We start from the raw sequence: 15,844 nt of genomic DNA, 5'->3' as shown, positions 1-15,844 counted from the left end.
CGGAGCGGGATGAGCCGATCACCCATCTCAGGAGAAAAATAAACAGACCGATCCTTTACCGGTGTCGCGATCACACCTGGAGCCCTCACACCTGGAGTTCCCTGCGCATGTGGACCAGGGTCAGGTGGTCGCTCATCCGCTCGCGGCGGGTCTCGCGGTAACCGTGGCGGCGGTAGAGCCGCAGGTTGCCCTCCGACAGGTGCCCGGTGAAGAGGTCGAACGCCGCGGCGGCGATCTCGTCGTGGAGGGCCGACAGCAGGGCCCCGCCGATACCCCGGCCCTGCGCGTCCGGCGCCACCACCAGGCGGCCGACCAGGCAGGTCGTGCCGGACAGCCGGCCGCGGACCGCCCCGACGATCCGCCCCCGGCTGCGGGCGACGAGCACGGTGCCGGTCTGGACGGCCCTGCGGACCTGCTCGGCCGACTCCACCAGCGGCGGGATGAACGGGTCGCCGTAGAGCTGGGCCTCGCCCACATAGGCCGCCCGCTGCACGGTCAGGATCTCGCCCGCGTCCGCGGGCTCCGCCCGGCCGATCAGGGTGCCGGCGGGCTCCGTCCACTCGGTCGAGGTCACGGGGCAACGATATCGACCGGCATCGCCTGGCGGCGCTCAGGGTCCGGAGACGGGAAAGGGCCCCGCCGGAGCGGGGCCCTTCCGTGGATCCTCAGATCCTCACTGCTACGCCGACGTCAGCTCTGGCCGCCCGCGAGCTTCTCGCGCAGAGCCGCGAGAGCCTCGTCGGAGGCGAGAGCACCCGAAGCCGGAGCCGAGGAGCTGCTGGAGCTGGAGCCGGAGCTGGCGGCCGGGGTCTCACCGGAGTAGGACGTGGGGGCAGCCTCGCCCGCCTCGGCCTCGGCCTTGCGGGCCTCCTCCACCTGCTTCTTGTGAGCCTCGAAACGGGTCTGGGCCTCGGCGTACTGCCGCTCCCACTCGTCACGCTGCTTCTCGAAGCCCTCGAGCCACTCGCTCGTCTCGGAGTCGAAGCCCTCGGGGTAGATGTAGTTGCCCTGGTCGTCGTAGGTCGCCGCCATGCCGTAGAGCGTGGGGTCGAACTCGATGTCGGCGCCCGTCGCGCTCTCGTTCGCCTGCTTGAGCGACAGCGAGATCCGGCGACGCTCGAGGTCGATGTCGATGATCTTCACGAAGATCTCGTCGCCGACCTGGACGACCTGCTCGGGGATCTCGACGTGGCGCTCGGCCAGCTCGGAGATGTGGACCAGGCCCTCGATGCCCTCCTCGACGCGGACGAACGCACCGAACGGCACCAGCTTGGTGACGCGACCCGGGACGACCTGACCGATCTGGTGGGTGCGGGCGAACTGCTGCCAGGGGTCCTCCTGCGTCGCCTTGAGCGACAGGGAGACCCGCTCGCGCTCCATGTCGACGTCGAGAACCTCGACGGTGACCTCCTGGCCGACCTCGACAACCTCAGACGGGTGGTCGATGTGCTTCCAGGACAGCTCGGAGACGTGGACCAGACCGTCGACGCCGCCGAGGTCCACGAACGCACCGAAGTTGACGATCGAGGAGACGACGCCCTTGCGGACCTGACCCTTCTGCAGGGTGTTGAGGAAGGTCTGGCGGACCTCCGACTGGGTCTGCTCGAGCCAGGCGCGGCGGGAGAGGACCACGTTGTTGCGGTTCTTGTCGAGCTCTATGATCTTCGCCTCGAGCTCACGGCCCACGTACGGCTGAAGGTCACGGACGCGGCGCATCTCGACCAGGGACGCCGGCAGGAAGCCACGGAGGCCGATGTCGAGGATGAGACCACCCTTGACGACCTCGATGACGGTGCCGGTGACGATGCCGTCCTCGTCCTTGATCTTCTCGATCGTGCCCCAGGCCCGCTCGTACTGAGCGCGCTTCTTGGACAGGATCAGGCGCCCCTCCTTGTCCTCCTTCTGGAGGACGAGGGCTTCGACGTGCTCGCCAACCTCGACGACGTCCGCGGGGTCGACATCGTGCTTGATCGAGAGCTCACGCGAGGGGATGACGCCCTCGGTCTTGTAGCCGATGTCGAGCAAAACTTCATCTCGATCGACCTTGACGACGGTGCCCTCGACGATGTCGCCGTCGTTGAAGTACTTGATGGTCAGATCGATCGCTGCGAGGAAGTCTTCCTCGGACCCGATGTCGTTGACCGCTACCTGCGGGGTGCTCGAGGTGGCCTCAGTGCTGCTCGTCATGTGTGGAATTGCTCCGAACGCGGACAGAAGTCGATGTGGCGAACACGCGGCAGGCCTCTTATCGTTCAGCCGAAGAATTCATCGGCGTGACCGAGCGCGAGCCCACTCCGTCCGAGACACGCGCGAGCCCACAGCGCAGCGATCAGCATATGAGACCAGACGAGTCTGGTCAATCTGGAGGCACGACACCTCGGAAAACGGCTTTAGTAGGCGTTGACCTGCCGCCTACGCTCGGAGCTGATGATACCCCGAAATTTCTGCGGCACGGAGATGCGGCCGGGGTCGCCGTCGGCGGTGTAGCGCTTGTCGGGGTGCTTGTTCAGCCACTCCAGCCAATACTGCGAGCACCACTTGCGGCACTCCCCCTTCTTGCCGTTGCTCTGGATGCGCTGGATGGCCCGCCAGTCGAAGTCCTTGGCGAAGGGCGACGACGACGGCTGCGCGCCGGCCAGGAAGACGCCCTTGAACGCGAAGCGGTCGCCGTCCCACTTGCCCGACTGCACGGTGGACCTCTTGCGCGGCATCGCGCCGAAGGGCAGCGCGAGCGTGGCGGACGGGCCGGCGCCGAACTTCTTCAGCAGCCGCTCGACCCGGACGATCTGCTCGGCGACCTTCGCCTTCGACAGGCCCGGCAGGTAGGGGTGGGACCAGGTGTGGTTGGCCACCTCGAAGCCGCGCGAGGTCAGCCACTGCACGGCCCGCTCCTGGTCCCGCCGGTCGCGCAGGCCGAACGGCTCCCGGTTGACCCAGAAGGTGGCGACGGGGCGGAAACCCGGATACTTCTTCGCGACCTGGTAGATGATCCCGACCGCGGTGTCCTTGGCCGGCATGCCGTTGCCGTCGAGCGCGAAGTGGCTCGCGTGCCCGTCGTCGAAGGTCAGCACGACCGGGTGCCTGCCCGCCGGGATGTCGATCTTCCCGGTGACGAACTCCCGCGCGGTGACCGGCACGTAGCCGTCCCTGGCCAGTTTCTCCATCTCCTGGCGGACCTGGGCGGGCGTGCGGTCGATGGAGGCCAGCCGCTTCTTCATGATCCGGTGGTACATCAGGATCGGGACCATCCCCGCCTCGTTGGCCTTGACCTGGCGGGCGGACTCCGGGGTGGCCGTGACCGGCGGGGGCAGGTCGGCCGAGGGCAGATCGGGCGACGGCGAGGGCGACGGCGGCGCGGGGGTGCCCGTCACCGCGCCGGTCGCCGGGCCGGCCATGGGGGTGGCCCGGGGGACGGCCGCCGTGGGCAGTGTCAGAAGCACCACCACTGCGGCGGCCACCACCACGACGTTGGCCACCATGATGATCTGCGTGAGGGGGGATTGACTCCGCACAAAACTCCCGTGCCCGTCGAGGTATCGGCTGAACCACCAACCCTAGAACAGACTCGGACAGGCCGGACCAATCATCAGTGGGCGGCATCCTCCCAGGTGTGGCCGACGCCCACCGAGACCTCCAGCGGGACCCGCAGGGAGTAGGCGGCGTTCATCCGCTCGGTGACCAGCTCGCGCAGGGTCTCCAACTCTCCCGGCGCCACCTCGAACACGAGTTCGTCGTGGACCTGGAGCAGCATCCGGGAGGTGAGGGCGGCCTCCTTGAGGGCGCTCTGCACGTTGAGCATGGCGACCTTGATGATGTCGGCCGCCGAACCCTGGATCGGCGCGTTGAGCGCCATCCGCTCGGCCATCTCGCGGCGCTGGCGGTTGTCGCTGTTGAGGTCGGGCAGGTAGCGGCGGCGGCCCATGATGGTCTCGGTGTAGCCGTCGTGCCTGGCCTGCGCGACGATCGCGTTGAGGAAGTCGCGGATGCCGCCGAACTCCTCGAAGTATTCCTCCTTCAGCGCCCTGGCCTCCGACACCGGGATGTTGAGCTGCGCGCCCAGCCCGAAGTCCGACAGGCCGTAGGCGAGGCCGTAGTTCATCGCCTTGATCTTGGCCCGCATCTCCCCCGTCACCTGCTCGGGCGCGATGTCGAAGACCCGGGCGGCGGTGGCCTTGTGGAAGTCGTGGCCGGACTCGAAGGAGGCGATCAGTGACTCGTCGCCCGACAGGTGCGCCATGATCCGCAGCTCGATCTGGCTGTAGTCGGCGGTCAGCAGGGTCTCGTAGCCCGGCCCGACCACGAAGCCCTGCCGGATCCGGCGGCCCTCGACGGTGCGGACCGGGATGTTCTGCAGGTTGGGCTTCTCCGAGCTGAGCCGTCCGGTGGCCGCCACGATCTGGTTGTAGGTGGTGTGGATGCGCCCGTCGTCGGCGATCTCCTTGATCAGGCCCTCGACCGTGACCTTCAGCTTGGCCTGGTCGCGATGCCTGAGCATGATGGTCGGCAGCTCGTGGTCGGTCTGGGTGGCCAGCCAGGCCAGCGCGTCGGCGTCGGTGGTGTAGCCCGTCTTGGTCTTCTTGGTCTTGGGCAGGTTGAGCCTGGTGAACAGGATCTCCTGGAGCTGCTTGGGCGAGCCCAGGTTGAACTGCTCCCCGACGGCCGCGTGGGCCGCCTCGACGGCCTGCTTCACCGCGGCGCCGAACTCGGCCTCCAGCTTGCCGAAGTGGTCCCGGTCGGCGGCGATCCCGGCCCGCTCCAGCTCGGCCAGCACGGACACCAGCGGCAGCTCCACCTCGCGCATCAGGCGGGTGCCGCCGCGCGGCTCCAGGAACGCCTCCAGGGCGTCGGCGAGCTCCCGGACGGCCAGGGCCCGCAGACCCAGCTCCAGGGCCGCGCTGTCGTCCTCCTCCTCGAAGAGGCTGGTCTGGCCGCCGCTGTCGCTCTCGCCGCGCAGCTCCCGCTGGAGGTAGGCGCGCACGAGGTCCTCCAGCGGGAAGGCCCGCTGCCCCGGCATCGCCAGGTAGGCCGCCAGCGCCGTGTCGCAGGTCAGGCCGCGCAGCTCCAACCCCTGCGCCCACAGCGCCAGCATGGGGCCCTTGGCATCGTGCACGGCCTTGGGCCTGGAGTCGTCGCCGAGCCATCCGCGCAGGGCCGCCTCGTCGTCCTCGGTCAGCGTGGTGGGGTCGATGAACGCGGCGCCGCGCCCGCGGGCCGCGGCGGGGCCGTCGGGCGCGGCGATCGCGATGCTGTCGATCCGGCCGGTGCCGCTGCCGTAGGCGCCCTTGAAGGCCAGCCCGGCCCGGCCCTCGGGCAGCTCCCGCAGCCATCCGGCCACCTGGCCGGGGCCGAGCACGACGGTCTCGACCTCGAAGCCCTCCTCGGCCTCGGACTCCGCCGGCAGGAGCGTCTTGAACAGCCGGTCGCGCAGCTCGCCGCGGAACTCCAGCGTGTCGAGGATCTTGTTGATCTCCTCGCGGTCCCCCCGGCCGACCGTCAGGCCGGAGACCTCGTGCTCCAGCGGGACCTCGCGCATGAGCTGGGTGAGACGGCGGTTCATCAGCACCTGGTCGAGGTGGTCGCGGAGCTTGTCGCCGACCTTGCCCTTGACCTCGTCGATCCGGTTGACCAGCTCCTCCAGCGAGCCGAACTCGCGGATCCACTTGGCCGCGGTCTTCTCGCCCACGCCGGGGATGCTCTTCAGGTTGTCGCTGGAGTCGCCCCGGATCGCCGCGAAGTCGGGGTATTGGACCGGGGTGAGCTCGTATTTCTCCTGCACCGCCGCGGGGGTGAAGCGGGTCATGTTGCTGATCCCGACCCGGGTCATCAGCACGGTGACGTGGTCGTCGACCAGCTGCAGCGCGTCACGGTCGCCGGTGACGACCAGCACGTTCATGCCCTGCCCGGCGGCCTGGGTGGCGAGCGTGGCGATCAGGTCGTCGGCCTCGTAGCCCGCCAGCGACAGGTGCGGGACGCGCAACGCGTCGAGCATCTCGTGGATCAGGCTCATCTGGCTGCGGAAACTGTCGGGGCTCGCGCTCCGGTTAGCCTTGTATTCGGCGTACTCCTCGTGCCGGAACGTCGGCTCCGACCGGTCGAAGCAGACCGCCACGTGCGTGGGCTGCTCGTCGCGGAGCACGTTGACCAGCATCGACGTGAACCCGTAGACCGCGTTTGTCGTCTGCCCCGTCGTCGTGGAGAAATTCTCCTCGGGCAGGGCATAGAAGGCGCGGTAGGCCAGTGAATGCCCGTCCAGCAGCAGGAGACACGGACGATTGGGGGTCGCTTCGCTCTTCGGCACACCGGAAGCCTAGTCTGCCGGGGCGACAGAAAACCTGGCCGCGCATGACAGGAGGCATCCCCTTGACCTTGCCAGACCTCGAAGAAGTGACCCGCCGCGTGGAAAAGGGGCTCGGCGCCTCCTACAAGAACACGCTCGTGGACCGGATGGGGATCGAGATCACCGAGGCCACCCCCGAGCGCGTGGTCGGCCGGATGCCGGTGGAGGGCAACATCCAGCCGTACGGCCTGCTGCACGGCGGCGCCTCGTGCGTGCTCGCCGAGACCCTCGGCTCGACCGGCGCGACCCTGCACGCGGGCCCCGGGCGGGTGGGCGTGGGCGTGGAGATCAACGCCACCCACCACCGCTCGGCCACCTCCGGGCACGTCACAGGCGTGGCCACCCTGATCCACGGGGGCCGGACGCTCGCCACCTACGACATCGAGATCACCGACGACCAGGGCCGCCGGGTGTGCACCTCACGCCTCACCTGCATGCTGCGTGACATCTGATCCCACAAGTATTCGCCCGTATCAGACCTCCCCTTTTTGCACTCTTGCCACATGAGTCGCTACCGTGGGTGACAGTGATGCCCGTGGGGAGGCCGAGTAGAAAACGTACAGGGTCGGGGAAGCTCTGTACGGTGCCAAAGGCTCCCCCGGGCTCGCACCGCCCGGCCGGCACGGCACGGCCCGCGCCACCTGGGCGCGGGCCGTGCCGGAACCGGCTGTCAGACGTCGGTGTGCGTGGGGTCGAGCACGCGGCGCAGGAAGGTCTTCGTGCGCTCGTGCCGGGGCTCGCCGATCACCTGGGCGGCCGGGCCGTCCTCCACGATCACGCCGCCGTCCATGAAGACCACCCGGTCGGCCACGTCCCGGGCGAAGGCCATCTCGTGGGTGACCACGAGCATGGTCATCCCCTCCTCGGCCAGCTTGCGCATGACCGTGAGCACGTCGCCGACCAGCTCCGGGTCGAGCGCCGAGGTGGGCTCGTCGAAGAGCATCAGCGCCGGGTTCATCGCCAGTGCCCTGGCGATGGCCACACGCTGCTGCTGGCCTCCGGAGAGCTGGGCCGGGTAGGCGTCGCACTTGGCGGCGATGCCGACCTTCTCCAGGTTCTCCCTGGCGACCTTCTCGGCCTCCGCCCTGCCCCGCTTCAGCACCCGCCGCTGAGCGATCATCACGTTCTGCAGCGCGGTCATGTGCGGGAACAGGTTGAACTGCTGGAAGACCATGCCGACCCGGCGGCGGGCCGCGTCGAGGTCGACGTCGGGGTCGGTCAGCTCGACGCCCTCCAGGACCACCTTGCCCGAGGTGGGCTGCTCCAGCAGGTTCACGCAGCGCAGCAGGGTGGACTTGCCCGACCCCGAGGGGCCGATGACGCAGACCACCTGGCCGGGGTCGACGGCGAAGTCGATCCCCCTGAGCACCTCCAGCTTGCCGAAGTATTTGTGCAGATCACGGATCTCGACCGCGTGGTTCACCGGAGTCACCGTCCCTTCGCCTGACGCTTCTCCAGCCGGGACGCGAGGTAGCCCAGCGGGATGGTGACCAGAAGATACGTCACGCCGACGACCAGGATCGGCGTGGCGTTGGCGTGGGTCGAGGCCATGTCGTTGCCGAACTTCGTGAGCTCGACGTACTCGCCGGAGACGCCGAGGAACAGCACCAGCGAGGAGTCCTTGAGCAGGGACACGAACTGGTTGGTCGTCGGCGGGATGACGATGCGCACGGCCTGCGGGATGACGATGGTGACCATGGAGCGCGCGTGCGACATGCCCAGTGAGCGCGCCGCCTCCATCTGCCCCTTGGGCACCGCCTGCAGTCCCGCGCGGAGCGTCTCGGCCATGTAGGCGGAGCCGACGATCGTCAGGCCCAGGATGCCCTGTCCGTAGGTGCCGCCGGGCACCTCGAAGCCCGGCAGGGCCAGTGGCAGGAACAGGATGAACAAGAAGATCAGCAGCGCGGGCAGGCCCCGGAAGATCTCGATGTAGGCGATCGCGATCCACCGGTAGGGCCGCACCGACGACATCCGCATCAGCGCGAACAGCAGGCCGAGCAGGAAGGCGAAGGCGAAGCCGCCCACCGAGTAGATGATCGTGTTCTTCAGCGCGATCGTGAACACGTCCGGCAGCGTCTGTTCCGCCACCTCGGGCTTGGCGAAGTTCTCGCCGAGCTTGACCCACTCGATGCGCAGGGCGAGGAAGACCACGACGGCCGCCAGCACGACGTACTGGACGATCCGGCTGATCTGCTGCTTCTTACGGGGGCTGAGCCCGGTCCGGCCGGGGGGAGCCCCGGCGGGACCGGACGGCTCAGCCGTCGTTGACTGGTCGGTCATGGATCAGCCGAGCTCGCCGGGCTTCTTGCCGAACCACTTCACGAAGATCTGGTCGTAGGTCCCGTCCGACTTGGCCTCGGTGATGGAGTCGTTGATGGTCTTGAGCAGGACCGGGTCGGCGCCCTTCTTCAGGCCGATGCCGTACTGCTCGCCGGTGTCGAGGCTGGCGACCAGCTCGAACTTGTCGGCGATCTCCGGCTTCTTCAGCCAGGTCAGAACGACGGGGAGGTCCTGGACGATCACGTCGACCTGGCCGGACTGCAGGCCCAGCAGCTCCTTGGGGGAGTCGGCGAACTCCTTGGGGTCGAGCCCCTGCTTCCTGACGTAGTCGAGGCCCGTGGTCGAGGCCTGGGCGCCCAGCCTGAGGTTCTTGGCCTTGATCTCCTCCAACGTCTTGACGCCCAGGCCCTTCTTGGCCAGCAGCGCCTGGGTGGCGTCGAAGTAGGGCACGGAGAAGTCGATGTTCGCCTTGCGCTCCGGGGTGATGGTCATGCCCGCGGCGGCCACGTCGCACTTGCCGGCGGCCATCGCCGCGCCGCTCTTGATGACGGCGAAGTCGATGTCGACGATCTCCTGCGTCAGACCGAGCTTCTTGGCCGCCAGGTCGACGATGTCGACGTCGAAGCCGACGACCTTGTTGCCCTCCTTGAACTGGAAGGGCTCGTACGGAAGGTTGGTGCAGGTGGTCAGCTTGCCGGGGGTGACCAGCTTGGGACCACCCGCGGCGGCGGGGGCGCTGGACGAGGCACCGTCACTCGTGCTCGCGCCGGTGGTCCCGCCACCGCCGCAGGCGGACAGGCCGAGCGCACCGGCGACGACCATCGCGCCCACCGCGAGCGCACGGCGGGAAACAAAACTCAGGCCCACGAAGGCCTCCTTACGGTCAATGTCGCATCTCGAACAGCTACCTAAGTGCTGGTGATGCTGCCCCACCTGCATGGCCATGCAGATCACCGATGCGACACAATTCGGACAACAACCACACTCGGAGTCGTCTGATCAATACCCTGTTCGCGGTGTTGATCGTGACGCACCCGTTCATCGAATGGTCAACGACTCCCCTTTGAGCCGACCGTCGTGGCCTCGGACCTGTCGGATCGAGTCCACGGAACATGAAAATAGCCTATATCTGCACTTCAGGCATGTTTCACCGCGCCGTCCCGGGAAACGGGGCCCTCCCCACGGGGGCGGACTCCCGCGTACGGGACGGCGATCCCGCGGCCGTACCGCCAATCTCCCTAAAACCGGCAAACCTTAGAAATATTCTTATTTCACCCACGAGGGCCGGTGACGCCGCGGCCGTCCCGGCGGGCGCTTTCCCATCGCCGCCGACGCATTGATCTCCGGGACCCGACTCGGTTACGTTGCCCGGTGTGCGCAACCCCCTGATGCGGCTCACCGGCGCCGCCCTGGCAGGCGCCCTCCTCACCGGCTGCACCGGGCCGGCCCCGCCGCGGCCGACGGCCGCCCCCGCCACGCCCACCCCCTCCTACGAGCTCGCCCCGCGCCCGGTCCGGCCCGGCGAGCGCCCGGTCCGCGCCGCGCCCGTGACTGACGGCGACGGCCGCTTCCAGGTGATCGGCCTGCAGACCGGCATGAGCGGCTTCTTCGGCACCCACGCCGAATGGCAGGCCAAGGGCCAGTACGTGGTCGTGCGGATCGTCGTGGAGAACCCCGGCCGCGCCAACTCCCGCTTCGACGCCAAGCGGCAGAAGCTCATCACCACCGACGGCAGGACCTTCGGCATCGACAGGTTCGCCCAGGCCATCAAGCGCCAGCCCGACACCCTCCCCCTCGGGGCCGAGGTCAGGATCGAGCTGGACCTGTGGTTCGACATCCCCAAGGAGGCCAAGGTCGCCGCGGTCCAGCTGTTCGGCGACCCGCCGCTCGGCGTCGGCGGGACCACCGACGGCGTCAAGGTGCCCCTGGCCTGAACCGGGCGGCCTCCGCCCGGGAAGTGCGGGCCCGCCCCGCTCCGTGCGCGGGACGGGCCCGGGAGTACGGCGCCGTACGGCGCGCCCGCTCGCGGGCGCGCCGGTCCCGTCCCGCCCCGGCGCAGGCGCGGATGCGGGACGGGACCGGGTGGTGTCACACCGTACGGCTCACGGCCGCTCCGGCGGCCCGTCAGTGCCCGAGGCCGCCACCGAGGTAGGCGGCCTGCACGTCGGGGTCGTCGAGCAGCTCGGCGGCGGGCGCGCTCTTGACCACCTTGCCGGTCTCCAGCACGTAGGCCCGGTGGGCGAGCTTCAGCGCCTGCTGGGCGTTCTGCTCCACCAGCAGCACCGTGGTGCCCCGGTGGTTGATCTCCTCGATGATGGAGAAGATCTGCTGCACCATCAGCGGCGCCAGGCCCATCGACGGCTCGTCCAGCAGCAGCACCTTCGGCTTGGCCATCAGCGCCCGGCCGATGGCCAGCATCTGCTGCTCGCCGCCCGACATCGTGCCGCCCATCTGCGTCCGGCGCTCGGCCAGCCGCGGGAACAGCTCGTAGACCTCCGCCAGGTCGGCGGTGAAATCCCCTGAGCGCGAGTATGCGCCCATGAGCAGGTTGTCGTGCACCGTCATGCCGGGGAAGACTCCCCGGCCCTCAGGGGCCTGCCCCAGCCCCGCCATGACCCGCTTGTGGCCGGGCATCTTGCTGATGTCCTTGCCGTCGAAGGTGATGCTCCCCGACGACAGGCCGCGCAGACCCGAGATCGTCTTCAGGGTCGTGGTCTTGCCCGCACCGTTCGCCCCGATGAGAGTGACGATCTCACCCTCGTTCACCTCGACCGAGATGCCCTTGATCGCCTCGATCTTGCCGTAGTGGACGTGGATGTCCTTGATCTCAAGAAGCATCTGTGGAAGCCCCCAAATACGCCTCGACGACCCGGGGGTCGTTCCGCACCTCATCCGGCAGGCCGTCGGCGATCTTCTGGCCGAAGTCCAGCACCGCGATGCGGTCACTGATGCCCATGATGAGGCTCATGTCGTGCTCGATGATCAGAATCGTCCGGCCGGCGTCGCGGATGTCCCGGATCAACTGCTGCAGCGCCACCTTCTCCGCCGGGTTCATACCGGCGGCCGGCTCGTCCAGCAGCAGCAGCTTCGGCTTGGTCGCCAGCGCGCGGGCGATCTCCAGCCGGCGCTGGTCACCGTAAGGCAGGTTCTTGGCGTGGTCGTTGGCGCGGTGGGAGATGCCGACGAAGTCGAGCAGCTCCATCGCCAGCGCACGGCCCTCGCGCTCGGCCTGGCGGTGCCAGGGAAGCCCCAGGGCCACGCTCACCATGCCCGAGCGGTGGTGCGTGTCCGCGCCCACCATGACGTTCTCGATGGCCGTCATGTTGTGGAACAGCCGGATGTTCTGGAACGTGCGGGCGACGCCGCGCTTGGTGATCTTGAAGCGCTTGACGCCGCTGATCTTCTCGCCCTCGAAGCGGACCTGCCCCTCCGTCGGCTGGTAGACGCCGGTGATCACGTTGAAGATCGTGGTCTTGCCCGCGCCGTTCGGGCCGATGAGGGCGAAGATCTCACCCTCGTTGATGGTCAGGTTGACCTCTTTCAGCGCCGTGACGCCGCCGAAGCGCATCACGACGCCCTGCATCTCCAGCATCGCGCGGGCACTCCGCTCCTGGGCAGCCCCTGCGTTCACCTCGGCGCTCACTTGGAGGCCACCTCCTCACCACGCGACTCCGGCCCGGGCACCTCGGCCGCGAGCGTCCCCATCCCGCCCGATCCCTCTTTCAGCTCCGCCTTGCGTTGACGCGACGGCAGCAGCCCCTCGGGACGGAAGATCATCAGTGCGACGAGCACCGCGCCGAAGATCAGCATTCGGTATTCCTGCAGGCCGCGGAAGCGCTCCGGCAGCCACGCCACCACGAACGCGCCCAGCATGACGCCCGGCAGGTTGCCCGCGCCGCCCATGACCACCGCGGCCAGGATCGTCGCCGACAGCAGGAACTGGAAGTCGTTCGGGTTGAGCGAGATGACCTTGGAGGCCCACAGCACGCCCATCGCGCCGCCGATGGAGGCGCCGATGGCGAAGGCCAGCATCTTGAAGCGGAACGTCGGCACGCCCATGACCTCGGCCGCGTCCTCGTCCTCGCGGATCGCCGCCCAGGCACGCCCGACCCGGCTCTTCTCCCAGCGCTTGACCAGGATGATCACGATGACGGCCAGCGCGACCAGCAGGTAGTAGTAGGGCCGCGGGTCCAGCACGCCGTACTTGAGGAACTTCACCCCGAGGAGCTCGTAGAGGTCGACTCCGAAGAGGTTCAGCTCGTCGACGCTCGGCGGGTGCGGGATGCCGCGGATGCCGTTCGGGCCACCGATCTCGTCGGTGTTCCGCGCGGTGATCCGGATGATCTCACCGAAGCCCAGCGTCACGATCGCCAGGTAGTCGCCGCGCAGCCGCAGCGTCGGACCGCCCAGGGTGATGCCGGACAGGGCGCAGATCAGGATGCCCACCACCAGGATCAGCCAGAAGTTCCAGCCCATCCTGGTGCCGATCAACGCCATCGCGTAGCCGCCCACCGCGTAGAACGCGACGAAGCCGAGGTCGAGCAGGCCCGCCTGGCCGACGACCACGTTCAGGCCGATGGCCAGGACCACGTAGGTGCCGATCGGGAAGAACAGGATGCTCGCCCAGTCGGTGTAGGGCGACATGAAGCTGCCGATGGACTCCGACGGCAGCAGCAGGGCTCCGATGATCAGAGCCACGTACACGATCCATCGCTGCCAGCCCGGCGTGTTCACCCAACGGTCGTGCATGGCATCGCCGTACTGGCCGGTCTTATGACGGAAGGCTTCCAGGGAACTGTTCTGCTTCATGCGCGCGCCTGCTGGAGTGATTCACCGAGAATTCCGGTGGGGCGGAACATCAGGACCAAGACGAGGATGCTGAAGGAGATCACGTGTTTCCAGTCGGAGCCGAAGAAGATGGCTCCGTAGTTCTCCACCAGACCGAGCGCGACTCCGCCGACCAGGGCACCGCGCAGGTTGCCGATGCCGCCCAGGACCGCCGCGGTGAACGCCTTGATGCCGAACAGGAATCCGATGTAGTAGTTCGTGTTCTCGTACGAGATCAGGTAGAGCGCGCCGGCCACGCCGGCCATGCCGCCGCCGATCAGGAACGTCATCCGGACGATCTTGTTGATGTCGACGCCCATCAGGACGGCCGCCTCGGGGTCCTGCGCGGTGGCGCGGATACCACGGCCGATCTTGGTGCGGTTCACCAGCCTGTCGAGCGCGACCATCATGCCGACCGCGGCCACGATCACCAGCACCTGGTCGACGCGGACCGAGTGACCGAAGATCGAGAAGAGCTCGGTCCGCTCCATCAGCCGGGGCAGACCCATCTGGATGCGGCCCTGCTGCGGACGGTTGAAGACCTCGGGGATCACCAGCAGGGCGAACAGCTCCTGCAGGAAGATCGAGGCGCCGATCGCGGAGATGAGGGCCGCCAGCCGGGACGCCCCGCGCTTGCGCAGCGGCTTGTAGGCGATCTGCTCGAGCGCGATCGCGGTGCCCGCGGAGGCGAGCATGCCGGCCAGGATCATCGCCACGATCACACCCACCAGGGCGAGGCCCGTGAGCGCCGAGTTGATGCCGAGCACGAAGGGGACGAACATCGCACCGAAGGTTCCGATCATGAACACTTCGGAGTGCGCAAAGTTGATCAACCGCAGCACGCCGTACACCATGGTGTAGCCGAGTGCGATCAGAGCGTAAATCGAGCCGAAGGCCAGGCCGTCGATCGTGGCCGGCCAGAACTGATTGATGAAGTCATTGAGCACTAGGGGTTACCACTTCTAGCGGGGGTCGCCTGCACTGCCGGTAGCACACCGCTCCCAGCAGTGCCTCGTGGACTCTCTGGAAGCACGCCGGGAGCGGGAACCCATCGCGGCGTTCCCGCTCCCGCGCGTCAACTACCTACTGTTCTCGAGGTCTCGACTAGCCCAGCTTGGCCTCGGAGGCCTTGCCCAGCAGCGTGATGGCGCCGTCCTTGACCTGGTACATGTAGATGTCCTTGGCCTCAACCTCACCGTTGGCCGCGAACTTGACCTGCTTGGAGACACCGGCCAGGTCAACGGTCCCGATGAAGGCGTTGATCTTGTCGGTGGTGGTGTTGCCGGCCTTGACCGCCTCGACGAAGACCGTCGCCGCGTCGTAGCCCTCGGCGGCGTAGATCGCCGGCTCGGCGCTGAAGGCGGCCTTGTAGGAGTCGGCGAAGCCCTTCACCTTGGCGTCGGTGACGTCCGGCGTGGCGATGTAGCACGGGCAGCCGACGAGGGCGCCCTCGGCGTTCGGGGCGCCGGCGCCGTCGATCAGGCCCTTGTCCAGCGAGCCGTCGCCGGAGAAGAACTTCGCGTCCTTCACGCCCTTGTCACGGAGCTGCTTGAGCAGGTTGCCGCCCGCGGCGTAGTAGCCGCCGAAGAAGAGCGCGTCCGGCTTGGCGGCCGCGACCTTGTTGACCACCGAGGAGTAGTCGCTCTCGGCCGGGTCGAGCGAGTCGTTGGTGACCTTCACGCCCTTGGTGCCGAGCTGGGTGCGGACCGCGTCGGCCAGGGGCTTGCCGTACTCCGACTTGTCGTCGATCACGAAGACGTTCTTGGCCGCGGCGGCGCCGGCGATGAAGTCCGCGATGCCGGGGCCCTGGACGCCGTCGTTCGGCAGGACCCGGTGCCAGAACTTCCAGCCGTTCTCGGCGAGCTTGGTGTTGGTCGCCGAGGCGGTGATGCTGGGGATCTCCGCCTCCTCCAGCACCGGGCCCACCTGGGCCGACTCACCCGAGAACGCCGGGCCGATCAGGCCGGCGATCTTGTCGGTCTTGATGGCCTGCTGGGCCAGCGCGACGGCCTTGGAGGCGTCGCCCTGGCTGTCGTACTCGACCAGCTCGATCTTCACGGCCGGGTTGGTCTTGTTGTACTCGTCGATGACGAGCTTGGCACCGTTCCTGGGCGGAATGACGATGCCGGCGTTGGGACCGGTCAGGTCGCCCATGAAGCCGATCTTGACAGTGCTGGGAGCGGCAGCGTTGGAGCCGCCGTCCGCCGGCTTGGCCTCCGTGCCGCCGTCACCACAGGCAGCGAGACCGAGGGTGAGCGCCACACCGGCAGCGAGCACTCCACCGAGGCGAGCAGTCTTAGGCCGCAAGGTTGCCTTCCTTTCGCCCGGTCCCGCATCAGGACCGGGTTCACAGATGCCCTCCCCTGACGGAGTGGCCAGGGGGTCGTGTCGGTTAGTACA

14 protein-coding genes are annotated in these 15,844 nt (G+C 68.1%); 2 read left to right on the top strand and 12 right to left on the bottom strand.

The genetic code is table 11. The annotated features are described in order from the left end of the window. Nucleotides 1–85 precede the first annotated feature (85 nt). The 4 genes from J2S55_RS06050 to polA form a co-directional block, all read right to left on the bottom strand. Nucleotides 86–574: a GNAT family N-acetyltransferase gene (locus J2S55_RS06050; protein WP_306857909.1), complete on the bottom strand. Its 489-nt coding sequence runs from the start codon at nucleotides 572–574 to the stop codon at nucleotides 86–88. Nucleotides 575–690: 116 nt separating this feature from the next. Further along, on the bottom strand, nucleotides 691–2,187 hold the full coding sequence (rpsA, locus tag J2S55_RS06045) for a 30S ribosomal protein S1 (protein ID WP_306857907.1): 1,497 nt from the start codon (nucleotides 2,185–2,187) through the stop codon (nucleotides 691–693). Nucleotides 2,188–2,390: 203 nt separating this feature from the next. Next, nucleotides 2,391–3,479, bottom strand: a complete 1,089-nt coding sequence (locus J2S55_RS06040) for a polysaccharide deacetylase family protein (RefSeq protein ID WP_306857905.1) — start codon at nucleotides 3,477–3,479, stop codon at nucleotides 2,391–2,393. Between the two features lie 107 nt (nucleotides 3,480–3,586). Then, on the bottom strand, nucleotides 3,587–6,298 hold the full coding sequence (gene polA, locus J2S55_RS06035; protein ID WP_306857904.1) for a DNA polymerase I: 2,712 nt from the start codon (nucleotides 6,296–6,298) through the stop codon (nucleotides 3,587–3,589). 146 nt (nucleotides 6,299–6,444) lie between these two features. Here polA and J2S55_RS06030 point away from each other — a divergent pair, with 146 nt between their 5' ends. Then, on the top strand, nucleotides 6,445–6,789 hold the full coding sequence (locus J2S55_RS06030; RefSeq protein WP_306858567.1) for a PaaI family thioesterase: 345 nt from the start codon (nucleotides 6,445–6,447) through the stop codon (nucleotides 6,787–6,789). Nucleotides 6,790–7,007: 218 nt separating this feature from the next. On the opposite strand, the gene J2S55_RS06025 is transcribed toward J2S55_RS06030, so the two are convergent. From J2S55_RS06025 to J2S55_RS06015, 3 genes are read right to left on the bottom strand one after another with little or no spacing between them, the layout of a single operon-like run. Next, a complete protein-coding gene (locus J2S55_RS06025) occupies nucleotides 7,008–7,760 on the bottom strand; it encodes an amino acid ABC transporter ATP-binding protein (RefSeq protein ID WP_442480305.1) in 753 nt (250 codons plus the stop codon). Between the two features lie 5 nt (nucleotides 7,761–7,765). Then, nucleotides 7,766–8,617, bottom strand: coding sequence for an amino acid ABC transporter permease (locus J2S55_RS06020; protein WP_306857902.1), 852 nt, complete (start codon nucleotides 8,615–8,617; stop codon nucleotides 7,766–7,768). A gap of 3 nt (nucleotides 8,618–8,620) precedes the next feature. Beyond that, nucleotides 8,621–9,484 (bottom strand): ABC transporter substrate-binding protein, encoded by an 864-nt coding sequence (locus J2S55_RS06015; RefSeq protein WP_306857901.1) that lies wholly within the window; start codon nucleotides 9,482–9,484, stop codon nucleotides 8,621–8,623. Between the two features lie 506 nt (nucleotides 9,485–9,990). Between J2S55_RS06015 and J2S55_RS06010 the strand changes: the two genes are divergently transcribed. Then, nucleotides 9,991–10,551 (top strand): DUF4352 domain-containing protein, encoded by a 561-nt coding sequence (locus tag J2S55_RS06010; protein ID WP_306857899.1) that lies wholly within the window; start codon nucleotides 9,991–9,993, stop codon nucleotides 10,549–10,551. A gap of 190 nt (nucleotides 10,552–10,741) precedes the next feature. On the opposite strand, the gene J2S55_RS06005 is transcribed toward J2S55_RS06010, so the two are convergent. The 5 genes from J2S55_RS06005 to J2S55_RS05985 all read right to left on the bottom strand — a co-directional run bounded on the left by J2S55_RS06005 (nucleotide 10,742) and on the right by J2S55_RS05985 (nucleotide 15,721). Further along, on the bottom strand, nucleotides 10,742–11,455 hold the full coding sequence (locus J2S55_RS06005; protein WP_306857898.1) for an ABC transporter ATP-binding protein: 714 nt from the start codon (nucleotides 11,453–11,455) through the stop codon (nucleotides 10,742–10,744). Next, entirely contained in the window at nucleotides 11,445–12,248 is an 804-nt protein-coding gene (locus J2S55_RS06000; protein ID WP_306857897.1) for an ABC transporter ATP-binding protein, read from the bottom strand. Before J2S55_RS06000 ends, J2S55_RS06005 begins: the two co-directional genes overlap by 11 nt. Nucleotides 12,249–12,256: 8 nt before the next feature. After that, entirely contained in the window at nucleotides 12,257–13,426 is a 1,170-nt protein-coding gene (locus J2S55_RS05995; RefSeq protein ID WP_306857896.1) for a branched-chain amino acid ABC transporter permease, read from the bottom strand. Continuing rightward, a complete protein-coding gene (locus J2S55_RS05990; RefSeq protein ID WP_306857895.1) occupies nucleotides 13,423–14,391 on the bottom strand; it encodes a branched-chain amino acid ABC transporter permease in 969 nt (322 codons plus the stop codon). Before J2S55_RS05990 ends, J2S55_RS05995 begins: the two co-directional genes overlap by 4 nt. A gap of 157 nt (nucleotides 14,392–14,548) precedes the next feature. After that, nucleotides 14,549–15,721, bottom strand: coding sequence for a branched-chain amino acid ABC transporter substrate-binding protein (locus tag J2S55_RS05985; RefSeq protein WP_306857893.1), 1,173 nt, complete (start codon nucleotides 15,719–15,721; stop codon nucleotides 14,549–14,551). Nucleotides 15,722–15,844: the final 123 nt, after the last annotated feature.

The sequence above is a fragment of the Streptosporangium brasiliense genome, from assembly GCF_030811595.1.
Lineage (GTDB): Bacteria > Actinomycetota > Actinomycetes > Streptosporangiales > Streptosporangiaceae > Streptosporangium > Streptosporangium brasiliense.
The sequence above is the reverse complement of the archived record's forward strand: the minus strand, read 5'-3'. Positions and strand labels throughout refer to the sequence as shown.

Coding starts and splice junctions, on each gene's coding strand:
- rpsA (WP_306857907.1), bottom strand. CDS start 2,187: ATGACGAGCAGCACTGAGGCCACCTCGAGCACCCCGCAGGTAGCGGTC.
- J2S55_RS06040 (WP_306857905.1), bottom strand. CDS start 3,479: ATGGTGGCCAACGTCGTGGTGGTGGCCGCCGCAGTGGTGGTGCTTCTG.
- J2S55_RS06030 (WP_306858567.1), top strand. CDS start 6,445: ATGGGGATCGAGATCACCGAGGCCACCCCCGAGCGCGTGGTCGGCCGG.
- J2S55_RS06020 (WP_306857902.1), bottom strand. CDS start 8,617: ATGACCGACCAGTCAACGACGGCTGAGCCGTCCGGTCCCGCCGGGGCT.
- J2S55_RS06005 (WP_306857898.1), bottom strand. CDS start 11,455: ATGCTTCTTGAGATCAAGGACATCCACGTCCACTACGGCAAGATCGAG.
- J2S55_RS05995 (WP_306857896.1), bottom strand. CDS start 13,426: ATGAAGCAGAACAGTTCCCTGGAAGCCTTCCGTCATAAGACCGGCCAG.